Genomic DNA, 19,913 nt, shown 5'->3' with positions numbered 1-19,913 from the left:
TCTGTAGTGTTGTTGCAGGTGCGCAAGCTGTACTTTGATGATTATTGTCGTGAAGCGGCGGGTCGAAGGGATTGCTCGCTCGGATGGAGGATTCTGACGGGTGAAGGCTGGGGGAATCGCGAAGTCGGGAATGTGGTATCCAGAGCCTCATGCCGGGGGCCTTTCAGTGCCCGTGGAACAGGTCGGTAAGGGTCCGGAGGGACTCGGCACGCTGTGGCGGCACAGGGTGGGCTTGTCGCAATCGGCCTTTACTCGGAACGCCTTCGATTGCGGGTATGAATTCGAGTCGGCGTTCAATCGGGCGTTCAAGCGGGAGTATGGCGTGCCGCCTGCGACCTGGCAGAAGAACTCCCGAATCTTTGCGAGTGCAGCAGGCACTATTGAAAATGAACATAAGTGTCAAATGGGTAGAGAGGTCAGTGATGATCACGAATGCGGCTTCCGGAACAAACGTCAACGAGATAGCCGACGGCAATTGAAGGATCAACACGCCACTCAAGCTGCCTGACGAAGAACGCTTCAGTTTCAATCAGTATCTCGTTGTAGATGTCGCTCCACTGTTGTTTCACACCGGGCAGAGGAAAACTTTCCACTGGCGAGCGAAGCGGTTGCGAGGGTGACGAGGCTGAGTTCGAGGAACTGGCCGGGACGCTCAATCAGGCAGGCTGAGTGGTGGTTTGAATTAGTAGTAGAGGCTTCCGCGATAATCAATCTCGGCGAGCCGGGCGGCTGTACAGAAGGCATACTGCACCTCGGGCGTACGGCCTTCTTCTGGAAAGCGGCTCGGACAATCGCCCGGCCGCCAGTTACCAGGCGTAGTAGGGAGACGACTGGTCGATAGAGTGGTAGGTCTCGCGATTTTGCGTCTCAGCGGGCTGCAGCGTTCCGATGCGGCTGCCGCCTTCATCGCCGTTCACCAGCTGCTCCCAGCCAGCCGGATAAAGGGGGCCCTGAGACCCCTGAGCCCGACGGGGTTCGACCGGGAACTGACTCTGCGGGGCTTCACCGTCGATATCAGGGATTTTCAGGTACCCGTGTGGCTCTGCCATTGCGCATGCTGTAACCAGGATCAGGGTAAGCACAGTTATAATTCGCATGTTGGTTGTCCGTCGGTTTGTGGTACTGATGAGTCACGGCGACAGCTAATCGGGTTCAATGTCGAAATCTGAGTCGCGTTTCAGCACCAGGCCGTCCCACAGGAGAGACATGGGAGTCACCGGTGCTGACGTCGAGGCAGTGCTGGCGAAAACCGCTCCCCCGACCATTTTTTTCTGCAGTTCACTCACAAGCCGCGCTGATCATGATTCCTGTCAGGAGAGATTTCCTAAGCCCGCCAGGAATCAGCAGTGCGATGTCCGAGATGATGCTTTTTCCCGGCCGCGACCCGACCGAACTCGGTAGAAAATCGGTTAAAATCAGCGCCTTTTCCACAACCACGCATAGAGTGGGCGCAGGAAGGATGGTTTCGAACGCCGCTGCCTGTTTTCAGCGAGCGAGTTTCGAGTGTCGATTGGGGTGCGGGCCACGCGCCGTTCTCCGATCCGTGCAGATGAAGTTGTCGGAATATCTGATGACAAGAGCGCCAGACAAGTAAAGGACAGCGGGTGATCACGATGACGACGCTAACGACATTGCTTCAGCGCGCCGCTGCCGGTGACCCGGTTGCGAACGGCGATTTGTTCGAGAAAATATATCCGGTGCTCAAGAAACTCGCACGTTCGCAGTTGAACGCGAATCGTGGCAGCACGATCTGCACAACCGAACTCGTCAACGAGGCTTCTCTTAAGATTATAGGCGCCGAACATCTCGGCGGACTCGAGAACCGCCGGCACCTGATCGCAACCGCGGCGCAGGCGATGCGGCATATCCTCGTCGATCATGCCCGCAGGCGAAGTTCGGAAAAGCGCGGTGGCGACTGGGTAAGGCTTGACCTTGATGATGGTGAACTCCCGGCGGCGAAACTCTCGGATCAGGTGCTCGCCCTGGAGGAAGCAATGCAAAAACTCGGGCTGGTGGATCAGCGGGGGCATCAGGTCGTGGAGCTCAAGTTTTTCGGAGGTTGCACGATCGATGAAATCGCCGAGCTTCTGGAGATCTCCGAAGGCACAGTGAAAACTGCGTGGCGCAAGTCGCGTGCGTTTCTTTATGCCGAGATGGACGTGGATGACTGAAGGCAAACCGACAGACCGGCAAGCACTGGACCTGTTCGAGAAGATGCTCGATGTGCCCGCGAACGAACGCAACAGCTATCTCAGCGAAAACTGTGAGGATGACGTAGTACTTCGAAAGGTATTGAAGATGTTTGCCGCGGATGATCGGAAGTCCGGCATGCTCGACGACATCGCGGATGAACGGTTCACCAGCACGATATCGGCTCCTGAACGCATTGGCCGATATCGCATCGTTGAGATGATCGATCAGGGCGGGATGGCGACCGTCTTCAAAGCGGAACGCGCGGATCAGGATTCCCAGCAGACGGTCGCACTCAAATTGATCCTGCCATCCCGACGAACTGAACACTGGGAGGCTCGTTTCCTGCAGTAAAGACAGATTCTCGCATCGCTGCAACATCCCAATATCGCCGCACTTCTTGACGGGGGCCTGACCGAAGCCCCAGAGCCCTATTTCGCAATGGAGTTTGTCAATGGATTGCCGATCACGACTTACTGCGACCGGAATCGTCTGTCGATTAACCAGCGGATCCGGTTGTTCCTGCCGGTTTGTGATGCAGTCAACTACGCCCACGGGAATCTTATCGTTAACCGCGACCTCAAACCGAGCAACATCCTCGTCGACGACAACGGATTGCCGAAGCTGCTCGACTTCGGCATCGCAAAGCTATTGTCTGACCGAACGACTGACCGAACGCAAACGAGCCTTCGCGCGCTGACGCCGGATTACGCAGCACCGGAACAGTTTGTTGGCGCTCAAATTACGACCGCTGTCGATGTCTACGCGCTGGGCGGCTTGCTCTACGAGCTGTTGACAGGTCGAAGGCCGTTCGGCGACGTGGGCGGATCAGCGCTCGAGGTTGAGCGAGCCGTGCGCGAGCGCGGTGCACAGACCTTTGCCCAATTTCTGGCAACCGTGGATCCGGTCGATCTTGAACAGGCCGCTGCTTCCCGCAGACTCGGAAAAGGCCGGTTGCTACGAGCAATTTCCGGCGATCTGGAGAACATTGCGCTGAAAGCATTACGCGCCGAACCGGAACGTCGATACACGACCGCGGATGCGCTTGCCGCGGACCTGCGGCGATACCTTGCCGGCCTGCCGGTTCTGGCGCGCGCTGACACGACCTGGTACCGCGTCAGAAAGTTTGTAACGCGTCATCCGGTAGGTGTGCCACTGAGCGCCGTTGGCGTCATTTGCCTGCTGCTCAGTACCAGTTTTGCACTGCACCAATCCAACCAGGCAAAAACGGCTGCCGCGCTGGCACGCCTCGAAGCGGCGAGAGCCAATGAGACGCGGGACTTTGTGACCAGTCTGTTCGAATTCGCGAATCCTGATAAAAGCCTTGGCGACCGACTCACAGCGCGACAGTTGGTCGATCTTGGTGCCAGTCGCGTTAATGAAGAGCTTCGAGGACAACCGGAAACCCGCGCGGAAATGCTGTTGTTGCTGGCTAACACATACGGTCAGCTTGGCAGCTATGACGAGGCACAGCTACTGGCAGAACAGGCCGACGAATTGTACGCGTCTATATCCGACCATGAGGCCCGACTCGATGCCATGATAGTGCGCGCGCGGCTCGCGCGGATGAAGGGCGAATTCGACGACGCGACGGTGTTGCTGGACAAAGCGGCGTCTATGGCTGCAGTCGGCGACGATGCCCGCCGCGCGACAATGCTGGTTGAGCGTGGCGAAGTCTTGCGTGAGCAGGCACAGTTCGAGCAGGCCGAAGCTGCGTTTGAGGAAGCGCTGGCAATGGATCGCGCAAGGTTTGCACCCTCATCCGACATCGCGCGAGACCTCTATCGCCTGGGTACTCTAAAGTTCAGCACCGGCGAGAGGATAGGAAATTCAACGGGGCTTTGTTGCGGAGGTAGTCTGCATTGCCGTCGAAGGTGTCCCATCAGCACTGAGCTGGACTTGGATGTGAACTGACGAATTGAGCGACCTGCTCACTCGGATGGGGGATTTTGGCGGACGCGCGGGCTGCCGAACGAGGACTGACAACGCCGGCCAATGCCGGCATCTTCTCCCTGGCCACTTGAGTAAAAGTGGCGCCTTCCCCTCGGCGCGTCGGGGCCAACCGCCGGAGCCTCCTGTTGGAGAGGTCCGTTAACAGGTGCTACTCTCTGACCTGTTAATAGGGACTGAAGATCCGAGCATGAGCATCAAGTTTTCCGAGGACGTCATCCCGCTGACCGACCTGAAGGTGAACCCGGGCCGTGTCGTCAAGCATGCGACAGACGCTCACCGTCCTGTGCTGCTCACCAGCCGCGGACGCGGTGTGGCGGTGGTTCAAGCGCTGACCGACTACGAGGCCGCCGAGGAGGAGCGGTCGTTCATGCGGGCTGTCGTCGGCGGTCTTGCCGACCTCGAGGCCGGACAAGAATTGTCCCTCGCAGAGGCCAAGGCACGCCTGGGCTTGAAGTAATCGCATGGCGAAGGTTGTCATCCGGTTCGCCGAATCCGCGCTGACCGATCTGGAATCGATACGGGCCTGGTACGCCGAACAGGGTGTGCCCGATGTCGGCGAGCGCCTGATCGGGGAAATCGTCGCGAGTATCGAAGCGCTGGCCGATCATCCGGACATGGGCCGGGTCGTCCCGGAGTTCGACCAGTCCTTTCTGCGCGAACTGATCCGGCCCCCATTTCGCATCGTCTACCGTCGTGATCCGAAGCACGTGCGTGTCGTGCGGGTCTGGCGCAGTGAGCGCCTGCTCGATTTGTCCAGCAAGGAGTTGGAGTAAGAGGATAGGGAGGATAACGTGGCCTTTCCTCGATTGCTTGGGGTACTGACGCGGAGGTCAGGGGAGGTCGACGTTGGCGAGGTTCAACCGGACGATGGAGAGCGGTCTGACTTCTTACGACTGTCGGAATTGTGGGCGTACAGATCGTCGGGAGAAAAGGGAATTTTGGAAATCCTGTGCGCAGGCGGGGCTGTTGCCGAGGTATTTTCAGCGTTCGGCGAACAGATCAGGTGGGTTCTGGTGCGGCTCGGCGCGCCGAGGCGGCAGGTGCGGGGGTGCTCGGCTGTTAATGTGGTCGAGGATCTTGCGAATCAGGCCGGGATCGGTAATGTCCGCTATGATCCGCAGCTGTCCGCCGCAGAGCGGGCAGAGCGTGACTGTCGATGTCGATCGTGATGCGATCGGACAAAGACTCGCTTCAATCGCTGCGCCCAGGTCAGCGGTGCGGCGGGCGGATCATTGCAGTCGCTGCGTGATTGTGTGGGAGAGCACTGCCAGGTTGCCGGCACAGCGGCTGAATCTTTGAGCTTTCTGCGCCGGCGAGCATTCGCTGGCGTCGGCACGATCGCGCGGCGCATGGCCGAGCTTGGGGCGAAGACGCCGTGGTAGCGGGTGAGATTGACCCGCGGGCGTGGCACCAACGCGGCGAGGCGGGCGATAAAGTCTTCCGGACTGAACAGCATGTGTGTGGTGCCGTCGCGGAACGGGTTCTTGAGTTGATAGACCACCTGGCCGGCCGCATTAGTTGAAAGGCGCTCGAGGCAGAGCTGGTCGCTCGGCGCGTGAGCTCGTGGGCGAAGTACTTGGCGTGGTACGGGGTCAGGTTCATCGTACTGCCTTGCATTCAAGTATCGCCAAGCTCCTCGCAAAGGCTGGGCAGCGAGATCGCTTCCACGTCCGCCGAGATCGGGAATCGCTCGACACCACCGTACACCACACGACGATGCAGCGGTTTGACGGTATCGCAGGCCAGATGAAAGCCGCGCTCGAGCTTCGGCGCGAGACCGCGCTTGATCTCGATGGCCCAGGGCTTGCGCTCGCCGGGGCGCTTGAGCAGCAGATCGATCTCCGCGCCGGCCGCGGTCCGAAAAAAGTACGCTTCCGTGCCGGGAGGGGCAGCACCGATCAGTGACTCGATCGCGAGGCCCTCCCAGCTTCCGCCGGCCACCGGATGGGCAAAAAGGGCCTCGTGGTCGCCGATGCCGAGCAGTGCATGCACGAGGCCGCTGTCGCGGACGTAGACCTTGGGCGACTTGACCAGGCGCTTCTTGACGTTGCCGTGCCAGGGAGCAAGTCGGCGGACAAGCAGCAGGTCCACGAGCAGGTCCAGGTAGGCCGCCACCGTCTTGCCATCCACCGCAAGCGCACGGGCCAGTACTGCGGCATTGAGCAGAGCGCCCTGCTGGTGTGACAGCATGGTCCAGAACCGGCGCAGGGTCTCGGCCGCAATACGTGGCCCGAGTTGCGGGATGTCCCGTTCCAGGTAGGTACGGATGAAGTCGCCGCGCCAGCGCAGGCTCGCCGCATCGGAGTCAGCCAGCAGGCTGTCCGGAAAGCCGCCCCGCAGCCAGAGGGCATCCAGACGATCGCGGCCAACCTCGCCGGCGTCGACCGATGACAGTTCCAGATAGCGGATGCGCCCGGCGAGCGTTTCACTGGATTGCTTAAGCAGGTCGATGGACGCTGAACCCAGCACGAGGAAACGGCCGTTGCCCTTGCCGCGACCCTGGCCCTGCCCGCGCCGCCGTCCGGCGTCGATCAGCCCGCGCAGGCTCTGGAAGAGCTGTGGCGTGCGCTGAATCTCGTCGAGGATCACCAGCTTGTCCGTGTGCTGCGAGAGGTACAACTCAGGCTCGGACAGTTTGGCGCGGTCCGCCTCCGATTCGAGGTCGAGATAGACGGACGGCTGGGACTCGGCCACCTCGAGCGCCAGCGTGGTCTTGCCGACCTGACGTGGCCCGAGCAGCGCGACGGCCGGGGCCTCGGCCAGTGCGGCGGTTAGCGCGGGCAGGAGTCGGCGCGAAATCATCTGTGCAATTATGGAATGTTGCTCCAGAATTGCAAGGATCGAAGGAAAACGGGGATCGACCGCCATTAATGCCAATCTGACCGCGTTCGCCCAGGATTAATCGAAACATCCATGCTCCTGCGATAGGTATTGGCAGCCTGTGAAGCCGCGCACCATGGCGCCTGCAGGAGGCCCTTTCCCGGATTGGAAACTATCGCCTTTCGCGATACATCGGTCGAACAACGGGCGAGGTGCCATGTTGAATCTCGCCCATCACTTCGAATCCGAACTTCTCATACAGCGAGACGTTGCGCTCGTTCGAAGATTCCAGGTAAGCCGGCAGCCCTTCTGCGTCGCAGCGTGCCAGAGCATGTTTCATGAGAGCGCTACCCAGACCAAGGCCCAGGTTGTTGGGATCGGCTGCGATCAGCGGCAGATACCAGCAGTCTTCATGCGGGTGATATGAGTCCATGCCTGCGAAGATCGAGAACAGGTCATCAAGCCTGTCCGGTGATGTGGTTCGCGTCATTAGGGCAGCCATAGATTCGCCATCTGGTTCCACACCAGGGGGTAACCAGAGCGCGACGGCCTGACCGTCGTTGGCCACATAAGCAGAATCGTGTTCGAAGGCTTTGCCACCAAACAACTCGAAGAATTCCGCTATCGCGGTGAGATAGTCGTGGGCCTGGCCGACCACCCAGCGGGCGAGGGGATCACTGGCGAAACCCAGTACCAGGGTGCTGATGAGCCTGGCTTTTTCTTCGGGCATGGCCACTCTGACTTCTGGTATGTCGTTCATGGCGTTTTCCCGAGTTTGTTATGGCATGCATATTCGCAGCAGTTGCGCCGCTTTGTCACGAAATGAAAGTTGGTCCGCAGCTGGTGCGGTTTTATCGTCAGATAGCGGGTCTTTTCGTGTGTTGCCAGCAGTATGGAAGCAGTCGGCGTCGCGGGCTGTGTCCGTTCAGGTGCTGCAGATCGATCGGGATTGCTCGGAGATCGCAGGCCTGTCGTGGCGGTAGCCGTGGTGGTGCGCGCTGCTGAACATGGTCGAGGATCTTGCGAATGAGGTCTGGGTCGGTGACGTCGGCAATTCGCTATGCGAATTGCATAGCTGATTGCTTCGTATGGTGGTCGCCGACCGTTCCGGTCGGGAGCAGAATCGACGGCCGTAACGGGCCGACACGCGGATTTTCAGTGCCTTTAAAATCAATAACTTACTGATTTTTCTGGAGTGGGCTATCTGCGGAACAGTTAGTGAAAAACAAGCTGAATCAATAGGTTAAGTTAGCCACGCGCGGAAAACGGAATTTTGGCAGTGTTCCGCAGGTGTACCGGAAATTCGCATGAACAATCTTCATTCACAGAATCCGAATCCAGCACTCGCCGCAGATACTGTGCGCTAAGGCATGGCGATTGGTGGCCGCGAATGAGGGAGTGCATTCAGAGATCTGATCGTGGCGTCGATCAACTGGGAGGATCAGTTTGAGCAATCTGGCTCCAGCCTCGGTCGAAAGTGAACGTTCGGGCGTGTGCAACCGGGTCTTGAATCCGGAGCACCCGGGCCTCCGACGGGTCGGTCGCGAATTCGACAACGTACAACCAATAACCGGCACCACGTTCCCTGGCACAGTCGAATTGCGCGCGGGATAGTCCCACTGGCCGGTCTTCTAGGCTGCTCGTCATCGACTTAACTTCAATCCAGCGAATCTGCTTTCCGCTACCGTCCACTTCGTAAAGGTCGAAACCGGGGTTACCTTCTGGTGAGCGGCGCAGCATTGGCTCAAGACCGGTGACCACTTCGATGGCCCGATCTTCGATTTGCATCCGTTCCACTTGATCGAGGCCATCTGGATCGGCCTCCTCGTTGTCAGGATGAATCCCCACGTATGAAATGAACGGTCGCCCCCCGACTTGACCAGGGGACCGCTTGCGATGGTCTCCACCAGCTTTGCTGCCGAGTGCGGTGTTGTGGCCGCCTGAACCTCCGTGTGCGCTTCCGCCATTACCCCGGCCTTGTCCGTGTGGTCCATCGGAGTTGGTACGTCTTTGGCCTGTTCGATCGGCGCGACCCGCATCCAGTTTGCCACCATCCGGATCTGGCTGCCCGGGTGGAATCTCTGGCATATCATCGCCATACAGATCCTTCGCTTCGTCATAGACATCACCGCCGGATGAATCTTCTGGGTTGGTCTCCATATCGGACGTGGTTTCCGGTTCCGCTTCCGATTCAGCCTCAAGGGGAGAGTTGATAATGCCAAGTCGTGAAGTCAGGTCGGCTACGCTGGTGATGCCGAGTTTGCGCAGCAGATCAAGGGCGGCTGGATCGATGCCAGCCTCTCTGGCTAGTTGGTCAATGATCGGTGGCTTGAAGATTAACTTTGTCAGAAGGAATGGGTTGGGCTTCCAGCCAAGAGTGTCGAAAACCACAAGACCTGGTGGCAAAAGTTCGCCCTCAGAGTTCGGTACCCAGGCCACCCTATTGAGCTGGCGCAAAAAGGCGGCTGGAAAAGGAGGGGTTCGGCGTTCGCCGTAATACGACCAACTGTACGAGCCGTCGAATGTGCCGCGACCGCGGCGCTCTTCGAGGTCTCCCAAACTTTCCCATATCAGGCGAGCGCGCTCGGTGCGTTGCTCAGGTGCAAGCGTCGGCAGCAGTGCAATCAGTGCCTCGAATCCATGGAGAGACCAGTCGACGATCCGGTCATTTTTCCCTGAAGTTATTTCGTGTCCCGTTTGCCGTCGAAGTTCTCGACGCTCTTCCTTCGTGAGCGCCTCCGGTGCTTCCACAGGACGGGGACATCGCAGAGCACCACACGCTTCCAACAAATCGCGTATGCCCTCGCCGCGCAGACAATCGTACTTGTCGTCAACAATGAGAACGTCGGGAACGCCCGCGAAGAGCTGCTTCAAGCGATCGGTAGCGATGTAGATGCTTTCGGGCTTCGCGACATATTCTTTGTCGTCGCCGGTGTCGATCACCATCACAAAATTGACTTCGCGCAGCTCTGAAAGCAGCTTTTCCCGCTGGTTTCTCGAATCGACGTTAAATGCTGAGCGAATGCGCTCGATGTCAGCGGCGTAAGCATCATCGCCTATCTCGACTTCCTCTCGCCTGTACTTCGGCAAGACATTCCAAATGACGTCATCAACAGGGTCTGGCACCGTGATGCCGAGTGAGGTCAGAAAGACGCGTACCTCTGCCGTGGAGCAGACAGCGCTGCGCACCGTGGGGAAGCTCGTTTCGATGGAACTTGGCAGAAACGCATTGGGCTTGCCGCTTTCGACAGCGACGACGTGTGAGCCATCTGTTAGGCGGATGAGCGGAATTGTATCGAGGTGTCGGCGTGATGCTGCTTCCTGGCCACTCAGGAATTCGTACAGCCGTAAGACCCATTCGTCCGACTGCGCCTCAAGGAACTCCTGATTGAGAACGGGGATTAGGTTCGCTGGCGTCAGTTCCGCGATGCCGAGCTCGCGCATCAGATACTGTCGAATCTCAGGTGCTCGATCTTGGGTAATGTCGCTAGACAACCAAGCGGAAATTTCCGAGTTGAACAGAGCTGCAACCTGTTTGGGACTGAACAATTCACGGAGCTCTTGAGTTCGTGCCAGCTTCGCCTGTGTGGCAGCAACATAACCGCCATCAAAACGGGGAAGCAGTTCCTCTTGGAGGAGCGCAGAGCGGACGGCATCGAAGAGCGGCTCGAACATAGAACCTTCTGGAAACTGCGCGCGGTCCAGGGGCAAACAGTGTAGGGCAGCAGTGTCCAGCATCGCTTTGTCACGAAGCCATCGCATTGCCTGCACCAGTAAACTGCTTGTTTCCATGACCAGAAACTGATTCCAAGGCTCTCCTCTCGGGATGTTGTCTCGACTCGGCGTCGTCCGGTAGGGTCCCTGAACAAGAAATCCAAGATTGGTCGACACAATCGTCGGGAAGAAGACCACTAGAGGCGAAGTAGCCACTGGTTGCACCGACCAGCGACCAGGTTCGTCCTCCACCGGGTGAACAGAGAAAGCAACCTCTATTCGTCCGATTCTCTCCCCATCGTTGGAAGAGACGTCTCGGTGGAAGACCAACCAGTTCTGATCGACCTCAGGTTGTCCGCTTTCCAGACCTATCACGGTTATTCGTTCGACGTTGGGGCCAAGCGGCTCAGGTATGCTGCGGAGGTAGACCCCTGATGGGCCACCTCGGACACTCCAACTGATCTCGTCGATGTGCCGCAAGAAGAGCAATGCGTTGGGTCCTAGACGTTGGAGTCCTTTAGAAATCTCCTGTTTGGCGGTTACGTCTTCTGACTTCAAAGGGAGGATGATTAGCGTCTCTTCTGCATCACGGTCCTTGCGATCCGCTCGTTTTGGCAGCACATAGTTCTCGACGACGAAATCTTCCTCCCCAGAATGAATCTCAGGGCGGTCGGTGAAGGTATAGACGGACTTGAATCCAATTCCGAATCGGCCGATGGAGAGCTTGTCCTTGGTACTCTCCGCGATGCCGCAAATACCCCGGACATCAGCCTCGTCGAATGGCCTGCCGAAGTGAGACAGTGCTAGACGGATTGCAGTCAGCTCGAACGTGACTCGTCGAGGCCCGCTCCAACTACCGCGCCGGCTGAGTGCGTCCTCTGCGTTCTGGAGCAATTCGAAGATGAAGTGTGTCCGGTCGTCGTAGCGTTCTGCGAGCAACATCGGGCCAATTCTGGCGATGTCAGTACCATATCGCTGGCGATTTTCTCCGAAAATGGCTTCGTAATTGGATGCCACAGCCCCTCCTGAATGCTGTTTTATGGCATTTTGTCCGATGCCACGTTTGCCCGATTCTGTGCTGTCGTGCCATCGTATGACAGGCTGCGTCGGTAGACTATCCGAGCAGCGGATGAAAAAGGTGATCGGATGCGCGAATGGCTAGATGAAAACACTGCCATTGATGAAGTTGCCCCCTACTTTGAGGTAGATGAGCGCTCGGCTGACCGATTTGCCACGATTCACCGGGTCCCGACTTTCCAATCCGGCGGCACTTGGCAATCCGGTCGTGGTGAGCCGGAGCGTTGGCTTTCCAGCAGTATCGGTAGGGCTAGTACTGAACAAGACCAAGGCCAATCATGACGAGCGCTGCTCCACTCCTAGCAAGCAAAGCAAATCCACAGCAGATGGAAGCGATTCTCGCCACAGACGGCCCGGTGCTGATCATCGCTGGACCGGGCTCCGGGAAGACGTTCACACTCGTTGAGCGCATCGTCTATCTCATCACACACAAAGGCGTTAAACCTGAATCGCTGTTTGTAGTCACGTTCACGGACAAGGCTGCGCGTGAGCTGACCACTCGTATATCCAATCGTTTGGCCGAACTCGGCATCAAATTCAATCTGAATGAAATGTACCTTGGGACCTTCCATTCGATTTGCCTGCGCATCCTGAGAGACTTTCAGGAGTTCACGCGACTCAAGCGAAGCTTCACGCTGTTCGACCAGTTTGACCAGCAATACTTCCTGTATCAGCGCCTCAAGGTGTTCCGCGAACTGACCGATTCACAGCTTGTTATGGGTGACGACCAGTCAGGTCGATGGGGGCAATCTGAGAACCTTCTCAAGTGGCTCAATAAAGTCAGCGAGGAAGCTCTGGACCCCACTGTGCTGGCAGCTGCTCCCGAAGTGGAAATCCGAGCACTGGCCGCCTGCTTTTCCAAGTATCAGGAGCTTTTGCATGAGCACAACTCACTCGACTTCTCCGGCATCCAATACGAGGCGCTGCAACTTTTGGAGAATCGCCCCGAGGTGCTGGTTCAACTGCGCGAGAATTTGACTTACCTTATGGTAGACGAGTACCAGGACACTAACACCATTCAGGAGCGTATCCTTCTGCTGCTGGCGGGTGAGAAACGCAATCTTTGTGTCGTAGGAGACGACGATCAAGGCTTGTACCGATTTCGTGGAGCCACTATCCGCAACATCCTGGAGTTTCCCACGCTGTTCGACAAGGGTCAGTGCAAGCGGGTTACTCTTTCCATCAATTACCGTTCGCACCCCGACATCATCCGCTTTTACAACGAGTGGATGCGCGAGCAATCGTGGGAAGAGGGCAAGAGAGTCTTCCGCTTCGCCAAGCAGATCGTCCCGCGCGAAGAAGACTTTCCAAACGTGTCCACGGCGTTACGGCTTGCCGCCACCGACAGCAAGGGCGAAACCACCAACTGGCATAGCGAAGTGCTGGCGTTTCTCAATGGCTTGAAGTCATCAGGTCAGTTGTCGGACTGGAATCAGGTTGCCTTTCTGTTCCGCTCAGTTAAAAGCCAGAAAGTAGTCGCTCTGGCGCGATTCCTCGATTCCGAGGGTATTCCAGTATTCTCACCGCGCTCGAACATGTTTTTCGAGCGTGAGGAAATCCGTCTGATGATCGGTGCGCTCATCTTTCTGTTTCCGCAGTTCCCCAAGGTGCGGGCGTGGGCTGAAGGCGCCACGCTGCCGATCTGGGACTATTACGACCGGCAGTGTTTCGCGGCTTTCACCGCGGAGCTACGAAAGTCAGAAAACAAGCCCTTGCTGGATTGGGCGCGCCCTCTGGCTAAGCGCCATGTTGTGTTAACCCGGAACACCGACTATTCGTTCTCCGGTCTGTTCTACCAACTACTCCAGTTCCCCTTGTTTTCGCGCTTCCTCTCAGAGGACACCGTACGGGGCGTGGACAAGGGCCGTGCAGCACGAAATCTCGGCACCTTCTCCAAGCTGCTCACCAAGTTCGAGTACCTGCATTTCGTCAGCGTGCTTAATCCGGAGTGGCTGGAAAAAAACATCCGTGATCTGTTCAACCAGTTCCTGCGTTTTTTGATCGACGGCGGCATCGGCGAGTACGAAGACGAGGCGGAGTATGCGCCGCGAGGCTGCGTGTCTTTCCTTACCATTCACCAGTCCAAGGGTCTGGAGTTCCCGGTTGTTGTCTGTGGTTCGTTGGAGGCGGTGCCCCGCAAGCAATACAGTGCGCTGGATGTGTTACTGGAGGACGGCGGCTATCTCTCGAAGGAACGCTTTGAACCGCTCGACCGCATCAAACACTTTGATTTCTGGCGGCTTTTCTACACCGCTTACTCTCGCGCGCAGAATCTCCTGGTGCTGGCCGCTCAGGAAAAGCAAGGGCAAGGTAAATCCCCGTCTAAGTATTTCGAACGGTTGTTCTACGAGCTACCCAGCTGGCGCGACGTCGATATTGCGTTGCTCAGCTACGACGCGGTTAAGCAGATCAACCTCAAGCGCGAGTACTCCTTCACCTCGCACATCACGGTGTTCGAATCCTGTGCCGAGCAGTACCGCTTCTTCAAGGAACTTGAGTTCAATCCAACACGCGCCGGTGCCCAGCTCTTCGGTACACTCGTACACCAGACTATCGAAGACATACACAAAGCGGTGCTGCGGGGCGAAGAGGCGAAGCTCACGCCGGAGCGGATTCAAGACTGGCTCGGTATCAACTACCAGTTTCTTTCAAAAAGGGAAAGGCAGTACCTTGCCCCGCAAACCCTCAAAGCGGTGGAAAACCACGTTTTAGGCTACTACAGACGAGAGGATGGGAACTGGGATCGGATCAAGGAAGCCGAAGTCGAGATCTCTCTGGTCAAGGATCAGTACATCCTCAAGGGTAGCGTTGACCTCATAAGGGGTGAACACGACACGGTAGAGATCATAGACTTTAAGTCGGAGAGAAAGCCCGACATGGAAAAGGATCGCGGTCGTCTTCGTCAATATCAACACCAGCTCGAGGTTTATGCTCACCTGGTCGAAGAGAGAACCGGCCAGAAGGTGAGCCGGATGCACCTTTATTACACTGGCGAGGATGGCGAGAACCCATATGTGTCCTTCACCAAGGATAATCGCGCCATCGGTAAGACCATAGAGCAGTTTGACGAGGTAGTGGCGCGCATTGAGAGGCAGGATTATCAGATCGTGGCGCGCCCAGCCAAGCTTTGCCAGAACTGTGACATGCGTGCCTATTGCGATAGTAAAAATTGGAATTTCAGGAAGATCGAAGAATGATTAAAAGCACAACGCCAGGACAGGAAGGCCTGCAATTGGCCACGCCCGATGGCGGTACCATCGACGTCGATAAATATGAGTTCGAACCGATTAAGGGCTTCCCGATGCTGAACTGGCGGGGTAAACGTCCGTTCACTTCGACGCAATATTACCCCGCGCAGCTGAAGGAAATACACGGAGAAGAGGTGGATGGCTGGCGGAATAAGATATTCTGGGGCGACAACCTTCAGGTGATGAGCCATCTACTCAAACAGTTTAGATGCCAAGTTGACTTAATCTACATCGACCCACCATTTGACTCAAAGGCTAACTATAAGAAAAAAATCCAAATTAAGGATCACGTTTCCGAAGGCTACTTTTCCAGCTTTGAGGAAAAGCAGTACGGAGACATCTGGACGAATGATGAGTATCTACAGTTTATGTTCGAGCGCCTGATTCTTATGCGCGAATTATTGAGTGACTCGGGGAGTATATATCTGCATTGTGATTGGAATAAAAGCCATCACCTTCGCTGTTTGCTTGATGAAATATTCGGGTCAGGGAACTTCCGGAATGAGTTGTACTGGTACTACTACAACAAAATGCCGGATTCTCGAAAAGGTATGTTCCCTCGCGCAACAGACACGATTCTGTGGTACGCAAAAGATAAGTCAAAAGCGATCTTTAACCCGCTTACTGAGAAACGTCCGGAGCCGGTCAAGCAACTAGTAAGAAAAAAGGTTGGTGGGAAGATGGTCAATGCCAGGGACGCGGATGGCAATGTAATGTATCGGATGAGCGATACGCGCGTGATCGACAATGTATGGCGCTTATCAATGCTTCAACCAGCAGATAAGACTGAGAATCTCTCTTACCCCACGCAGAAGCCCGAGCATCTTGTTGAAAGAATCCTTTTAGCCTCCTCGAATCCTAACTCGCTAATCTTCGACTGCTTTATGGGTTCGGGAACTACGCAATCTGTCGCTATGAAACACGGTAGACGATTCATCGGTGCAGACATAAATCTTGGTGCGGTCCAGACAACAACGAAGCGGCTGAATGGGGTTGCCAATGAACTACGTCGAGTATCGGTAGAAGGTGAAAAAATCTACTACACAGGGTTCGAGGTTCACAACGTCAATCACTACGAGATCTTTCGCAATCCGATTCAGGCGAAAGAGCTCCTGATTGAAGCGCTGGAGGTACAGAAGTTGGAGTTCAACACAGTGTTCGACGGAGAGAAGGACGGGCGCATGGTAAAGATTATGCCCATTAACCGCATCGCGTCTCGAGCTGATCTGAACGACCTGATAGCAGGCTTTGATTACAAGGCATGGGAGCGTAAACAGAGCGAAAATCAGAACCGCCCGGTCGAGAAGATCTCTCTCATCTGTATGGGGCATGAACCGGATTTAGCTGCGCACCTAGTACTGACCGCGAAACCCTTCAAGATCGATGTTGAGGTTGTGGACATTTTGCGTGACAAGGCAGACTTGGAGTTTAGACGAGATTCTCAGGCTAAAGTGGCGTTCAGCGAAGGAAAGCTGGTCATCGAGAGGTTCTACCCGATGAACCTGCTGCAAAAACTTTCCCTCCAGAAAGAATCGGTCGAAGACTGGAAAGGGCTGACCGAAAGCGTAATGATCGATTGGAATTATGACGGTGCTGTGTTCCAGCCGACTATGGTGGACATCCCAGGAAAGGAGGATTTTGTAAAAGGAGAATACAGTGTGCCCCGTGATGCGGGCACGATTCGTGTGAAGATAACTGACCTGCTCTCGGAATCCTGGGAAGGGAGCATTGGTAGTGACGACTAAACGTAGGCGCACGTCTACCAGACCCGACGCCAGAGCGAAAACGGCCAGTCCGTCGAGTGTAACGCTTGACTTCGCCTTCTTTCGGTTTCTCTGGCAGTTCTATCAGCACAACAGAGGCGCGATCCGGCAGAACTACAAGGAGCTGACTCGAAAGTTCCTCGACTTCAACAATCCGGATAAGAATCCAAAGGCCTTCCTTCGGCAGCCGCAGTTCGAAGCGTTGGAAATTTACGTCTTCCTGAAGGAGTTCCTCGCGAATGACAAAGTCGAGGAAGTCTTCAAGGCTTGGTATCAGCGAAGTGGCCGGTTCGAAGGGCGCAAGTTTGGCTCCTTCCTTGGTACGGCTGGACAGGAAATGTTTGAGTTCGGGGAAAGCGACGAGCTGGAGCTTAACTCGTACAAATTTCTGTTCGAGAAGATGCGTAAGAACTCGCGAGCCTATCCGAACTACATATTCGCGCTGACGATGGGTACCGGGAAAACAATTCTGATGGCGACCTGCATCTTCTACGAGTTTCTGTTGGGCAACAAATTCGAGAAAGACGCACTCTATTGCCACAATGCACTGGTGTTTGCACCGGACAAGACAGTGCTTCAATCGCTGAGAGAAATCGAGTCCTTTGACCTGACACGGGTTGTACCGCCTGAGTACGTCAATTTTCTGACCACGCACTTGCGCTTCCACTACCTTGAAGAAGCGGGTACCTCTTTGGATACGCTGGATCGCTCGCGTTTTAACATTATCGTCTCCAACACACAGAAGATCATCCTCAAACGAAAGCGGAAGGAGCAGAATTCCGTCGATAAACTCTTCGGTGCTACGGGAGAAGTCCACTCGGCTGGCGGGGTATACGCCGAAGCCGCCGATCTCTATAACTTCGATCAGCCGGAAGAGGAAGGCGAACTGACCACCAACCAGCGCTTCGAGAAGCTACGCCGTCTGGAACAATTGGGTATCTACGTGGACGAGGCCCACCATGCGTTCGGTAAGGCGCTCGCCAAGGACATGGGTGTCGGTGCAAAGACAGCTGACACCAGCCTTCGGACTACCATCGACATCCTTGCGGCCAATCTAAACGCGGCAGGAACGCGGGTGGTGGCTTGCTACAACTACACCGGTACGCCTTACGTCGGACGCGAGGTGCTGCCTGAGGTGGTATACGGCTACGGCCTGAAGGAGGCAATCGACAAGGCCTATCTCAAGAAGGTGGTGCTGCACGGTTACGCTAACACCCGCACTGATGAGTTTGTGAGCATGGCTATCGGGAACTTTCTGGAGAAGTCGGGCGAACTACGCCCGGAAGGTATGTTGCCCAAGCTGGCGTTTTTTGCCGCCACAATCGATGAATTGACCGGCGAGCTGAGACCGGCAGTCGAGCGGGCACTGCTCAAGCACGGCATCCCGACCTCGCGCATCCTGATTAACGTCGGCGACAATAAGTTGACGACCAACGACGACATCCGGGAGTTCAATCGGCTCGACACCGAAGGTTCCGAGAAGCAGTTCATTCTACTGGTCAACAAAGGTCGTGAGGGCTGGAACTGTCGCTCGTTGTTTGGTGTGGGTTTGTTCCGCGAACCGAAGTCAAAGGTGTTTGTGCTTCAATCCACAATGCGCTGCCTGCGCGCCGTCGGCGAAGCTCAGCACACGGCCCATGTCTTTCTTTCTGACGACAACCTGAACACTCTGAACGACGAGTTGCAGCAAAACTTTCGCATCACCGCCGACGAACTTCAAAAAACAGGTAGTGACAAAGAGCGAGTAGAAGTACGTGTGGTCGAGCCTCCGGTAAAAATCAAGCTGGTACGGGTGCGCAAGCAGTATCAGATGCGTGAAAGGCAGCTCTTACCTGGAGAAGCGCTTGGCATTGATCGTTACGACCCAGAAAAGTGGTCGGCTTTGGTTGAAAAATATCGGCTGATTGAGACTGTGCAAACGGGATTGGTCGCGGACGGGGCTCTTTCTCGAACCGAAGAACGTACACATGTACGAACAAAGAGACAGTTTTCACCAATTACATTCGTGGCCGAGGTATCTAGATACCTGAACCGCCCGCCTTTGGAGATTGAGCAGATTCTCGAGTCTACTAAAGAAGGTCTTGGCGAGTTGATTGCAGCCTCGAACGAGTTCAATGAGGTGCTCTACGGCGAGATCATTCCTCGCTTGTTTCGCAAGCTGTACGATCTGGATGAGTTGCAACAGACTGAGGAGCACGAGGTCGATCTCATCAAGCTGCCACCGAACGGCTACTACGAGGTCACAGCGGCCAAGGACAAGATCGTCCGGATGGCCGACGCGCAGATTGAGGACGAGGAGCGTGCCAAGAGTTTCCATCTCGACACCTACTGCTTCGACTCAGGATCAGAAAACTGGCTGTTCTGGGATCTGCTACGCGAACAACGCGTGAAGAAGCTCTACTTCACCGGGATGTTGACTCACGGCCAATCCGATTTCTTTATCCAGTACATAGACCCGGATTCACGCACAGTGCGCAGCTACTATCCGGACTTCATTTTCCAAAGGGAAGAGCCGGACGGTAGCCTGAAGTACGTAATCGTCGAGGTTAAGGCCGACAACCAGATCGAGGACGTTGTCGTGCAGGCCAAGAGTGACTTTGCTCAGCAGATCGCTGTTGCTAGTGGGATGGAGTACCGCATTCTTAAGTCTTCGGACGCGGACAACAGGCGCTATCGAATTCTGCTTTAGGGTGATTCAGAGACGACGGGGCTATCCAGTTTCCCTCGGCGGCGCGCGCTGGATCTCGTCGATGATCACGAGCTGGTCCGCGCGCAGTGAGAGATTGGGCTCAGGCTCGGTCAGTTTGGCGCGGTCCGCCTCGGATTCGAGGTCCAGATAGATGGCCGGCCATCATTCTGCCACCTTCAGGGCCAGCGTGGTCTTGCCGACCTGACGCGGCCCAAGCAGCGCTTCTGCCGGGTTTTCGGTCAGGGCGGCGGTGAGCGCAGGCTGGAGGGGGCGAGGAAGCATTCGTGCATTTGTGGAGTGACGCTCTAGAATTGCGAGGATAAGCGGGCGAGCAATTCAAAAAAGCACTGCCTCCAAGCGTCCCCGCACTAATTCGGCAGCACTACTCCTGTCGCTGGTTTGCACGAAACAAAGAGAAAACCTTTGTTTTGTGCGAATTGAAGATTGACAAGAACAGCG

12 protein-coding genes and 1 pseudogene are annotated in these 19,913 nt (G+C 56.1%); 8 read left to right on the top strand and 5 right to left on the bottom strand.

Going from position 1 to position 19,913, the window contains the following annotated elements:
- Positions 1-806 precede the first annotated feature (806 nt).
- Positions 807-1,049 (bottom strand): hypothetical protein, encoded by a 243-nt coding sequence (locus R3E82_18560; protein MEZ5552890.1) that lies wholly within the window; start codon positions 1,047-1,049, stop codon positions 807-809.
- A gap of 564 nt (positions 1,050-1,613) precedes the next feature.
- Here R3E82_18560 and R3E82_18555 point away from each other — a divergent pair.
- From R3E82_18555 to R3E82_18535, 5 genes are all read left to right on the top strand, one after another.
- Positions 1,614-2,171 (top strand): ECF-type sigma factor, encoded by a 558-nt coding sequence (locus R3E82_18555; protein ID MEZ5552889.1) that lies wholly within the window; start codon positions 1,614-1,616, stop codon positions 2,169-2,171.
- The gene (locus R3E82_18550) at positions 2,164-2,544 is read left to right on the top strand and encodes a hypothetical protein (GenBank protein ID MEZ5552888.1); all 381 of its coding nucleotides are present in this window, start codon (positions 2,164-2,166) and stop codon (positions 2,542-2,544) included. The genes R3E82_18555 and R3E82_18550 overlap by 8 nt, the downstream gene beginning before the upstream one ends.
- A gap of 6 nt (positions 2,545-2,550) precedes the next feature.
- Entirely contained in the window at positions 2,551-4,104 is a 1,554-nt protein-coding gene (locus tag R3E82_18545; GenBank protein ID MEZ5552887.1) for a serine/threonine-protein kinase, read from the top strand.
- Between the two features lie 226 nt (positions 4,105-4,330).
- The gene (locus R3E82_18540; GenBank protein MEZ5552886.1) at positions 4,331-4,600 is read left to right on the top strand and encodes a type II toxin-antitoxin system Phd/YefM family antitoxin; all 270 of its coding nucleotides are present in this window, start codon (positions 4,331-4,333) and stop codon (positions 4,598-4,600) included.
- 4 nt (positions 4,601-4,604) lie between these two features.
- On the top strand, positions 4,605-4,916 hold the full coding sequence (locus tag R3E82_18535; GenBank protein ID MEZ5552885.1) for a type II toxin-antitoxin system RelE/ParE family toxin: 312 nt from the start codon (positions 4,605-4,607) through the stop codon (positions 4,914-4,916).
- A 276-nt stretch (positions 4,917-5,192) separates the two neighbouring features.
- On the opposite strand, the pseudogene R3E82_18530 reads toward R3E82_18535, so the two are convergent.
- The 4 genes and pseudogenes from R3E82_18530 to R3E82_18515 all read right to left on the bottom strand — a co-directional run bounded on the left by R3E82_18530 (position 5,193) and on the right by R3E82_18515 (position 11,694).
- Positions 5,193-5,644 (bottom strand): annotated as a pseudogene (locus tag R3E82_18530) (transposase).
- A 116-nt stretch (positions 5,645-5,760) separates the two neighbouring features.
- Positions 5,761-7,011 (bottom strand): ATP-binding protein, encoded by a 1,251-nt coding sequence (locus R3E82_18525; protein MEZ5552884.1) that lies wholly within the window; start codon positions 7,009-7,011, stop codon positions 5,761-5,763.
- A 124-nt stretch (positions 7,012-7,135) separates the two neighbouring features.
- Positions 7,136-7,723: a GNAT family N-acetyltransferase gene (locus tag R3E82_18520; GenBank protein ID MEZ5552883.1), complete on the bottom strand. Its 588-nt coding sequence runs from the start codon at positions 7,721-7,723 to the stop codon at positions 7,136-7,138.
- A 668-nt stretch (positions 7,724-8,391) separates the two neighbouring features.
- On the bottom strand, positions 8,392-11,694 hold the full coding sequence (locus R3E82_18515) for a DUF3883 domain-containing protein (GenBank protein MEZ5552882.1): 3,303 nt from the start codon (positions 11,692-11,694) through the stop codon (positions 8,392-8,394).
- A 386-nt stretch (positions 11,695-12,080) separates the two neighbouring features.
- On the opposite strand from R3E82_18515, the gene R3E82_18510 reads away from it, so the two are divergent.
- From R3E82_18510 to R3E82_18500, 3 genes are read left to right on the top strand one after another with little or no spacing between them, the layout of a single operon-like run.
- Positions 12,081-14,951: an ATP-dependent DNA helicase gene (locus R3E82_18510; GenBank protein MEZ5552881.1), complete on the top strand. Its 2,871-nt coding sequence runs from the start codon at positions 12,081-12,083 to the stop codon at positions 14,949-14,951.
- Entirely contained in the window at positions 14,948-16,747 is a 1,800-nt protein-coding gene (locus tag R3E82_18505; GenBank protein MEZ5552880.1) for a site-specific DNA-methyltransferase, read from the top strand. The genes R3E82_18510 and R3E82_18505 overlap by 4 nt, the downstream gene beginning before the upstream one ends.
- The gene (locus tag R3E82_18500) at positions 16,737-19,454 is read left to right on the top strand and encodes a DEAD/DEAH box helicase family protein (protein MEZ5552879.1); all 2,718 of its coding nucleotides are present in this window, start codon (positions 16,737-16,739) and stop codon (positions 19,452-19,454) included. The genes R3E82_18505 and R3E82_18500 overlap by 11 nt, the downstream gene beginning before the upstream one ends.
- Positions 19,455-19,913: the final 459 nt, after the last annotated feature.

Source organism: Pseudomonadales bacterium (genome assembly GCA_041395945.1).
Lineage (GTDB): Bacteria > Pseudomonadota > Gammaproteobacteria > Pseudomonadales > Azotimanducaceae > SZUA-309.
Note: the sequence above shows the minus strand (reverse complement) of the source record. Positions and strands in the feature narration are given on the sequence as shown.

Coding starts and splice junctions, on each gene's coding strand:
- R3E82_18525 (MEZ5552884.1), bottom strand. CDS start 7,011: ATGGCGGTCGATCCCCGTTTTCCTTCGATCCTTGCAATTCTGGAGCAA.
- R3E82_18550 (MEZ5552888.1), top strand. CDS start 2,164: ATGACTGAAGGCAAACCGACAGACCGGCAAGCACTGGACCTGTTCGAG.
- R3E82_18555 (MEZ5552889.1), top strand. CDS start 1,614: ATGACGACGCTAACGACATTGCTTCAGCGCGCCGCTGCCGGTGACCCG.
- R3E82_18520 (MEZ5552883.1), bottom strand. CDS start 7,723: ATGAACGACATACCAGAAGTCAGAGTGGCCATGCCCGAAGAAAAAGCC.
- R3E82_18560 (MEZ5552890.1), bottom strand. CDS start 1,049: ATGGCAGAGCCACACGGGTACCTGAAAATCCCTGATATCGACGGTGAA.
- R3E82_18505 (MEZ5552880.1), top strand. CDS start 14,948: ATGATTAAAAGCACAACGCCAGGACAGGAAGGCCTGCAATTGGCCACG.
- R3E82_18510 (MEZ5552881.1), top strand. CDS start 12,081: ATGGAAGCGATTCTCGCCACAGACGGCCCGGTGCTGATCATCGCTGGA.
- R3E82_18535 (MEZ5552885.1), top strand. CDS start 4,605: ATGGCGAAGGTTGTCATCCGGTTCGCCGAATCCGCGCTGACCGATCTG.
- R3E82_18540 (MEZ5552886.1), top strand. CDS start 4,331: ATGAGCATCAAGTTTTCCGAGGACGTCATCCCGCTGACCGACCTGAAG.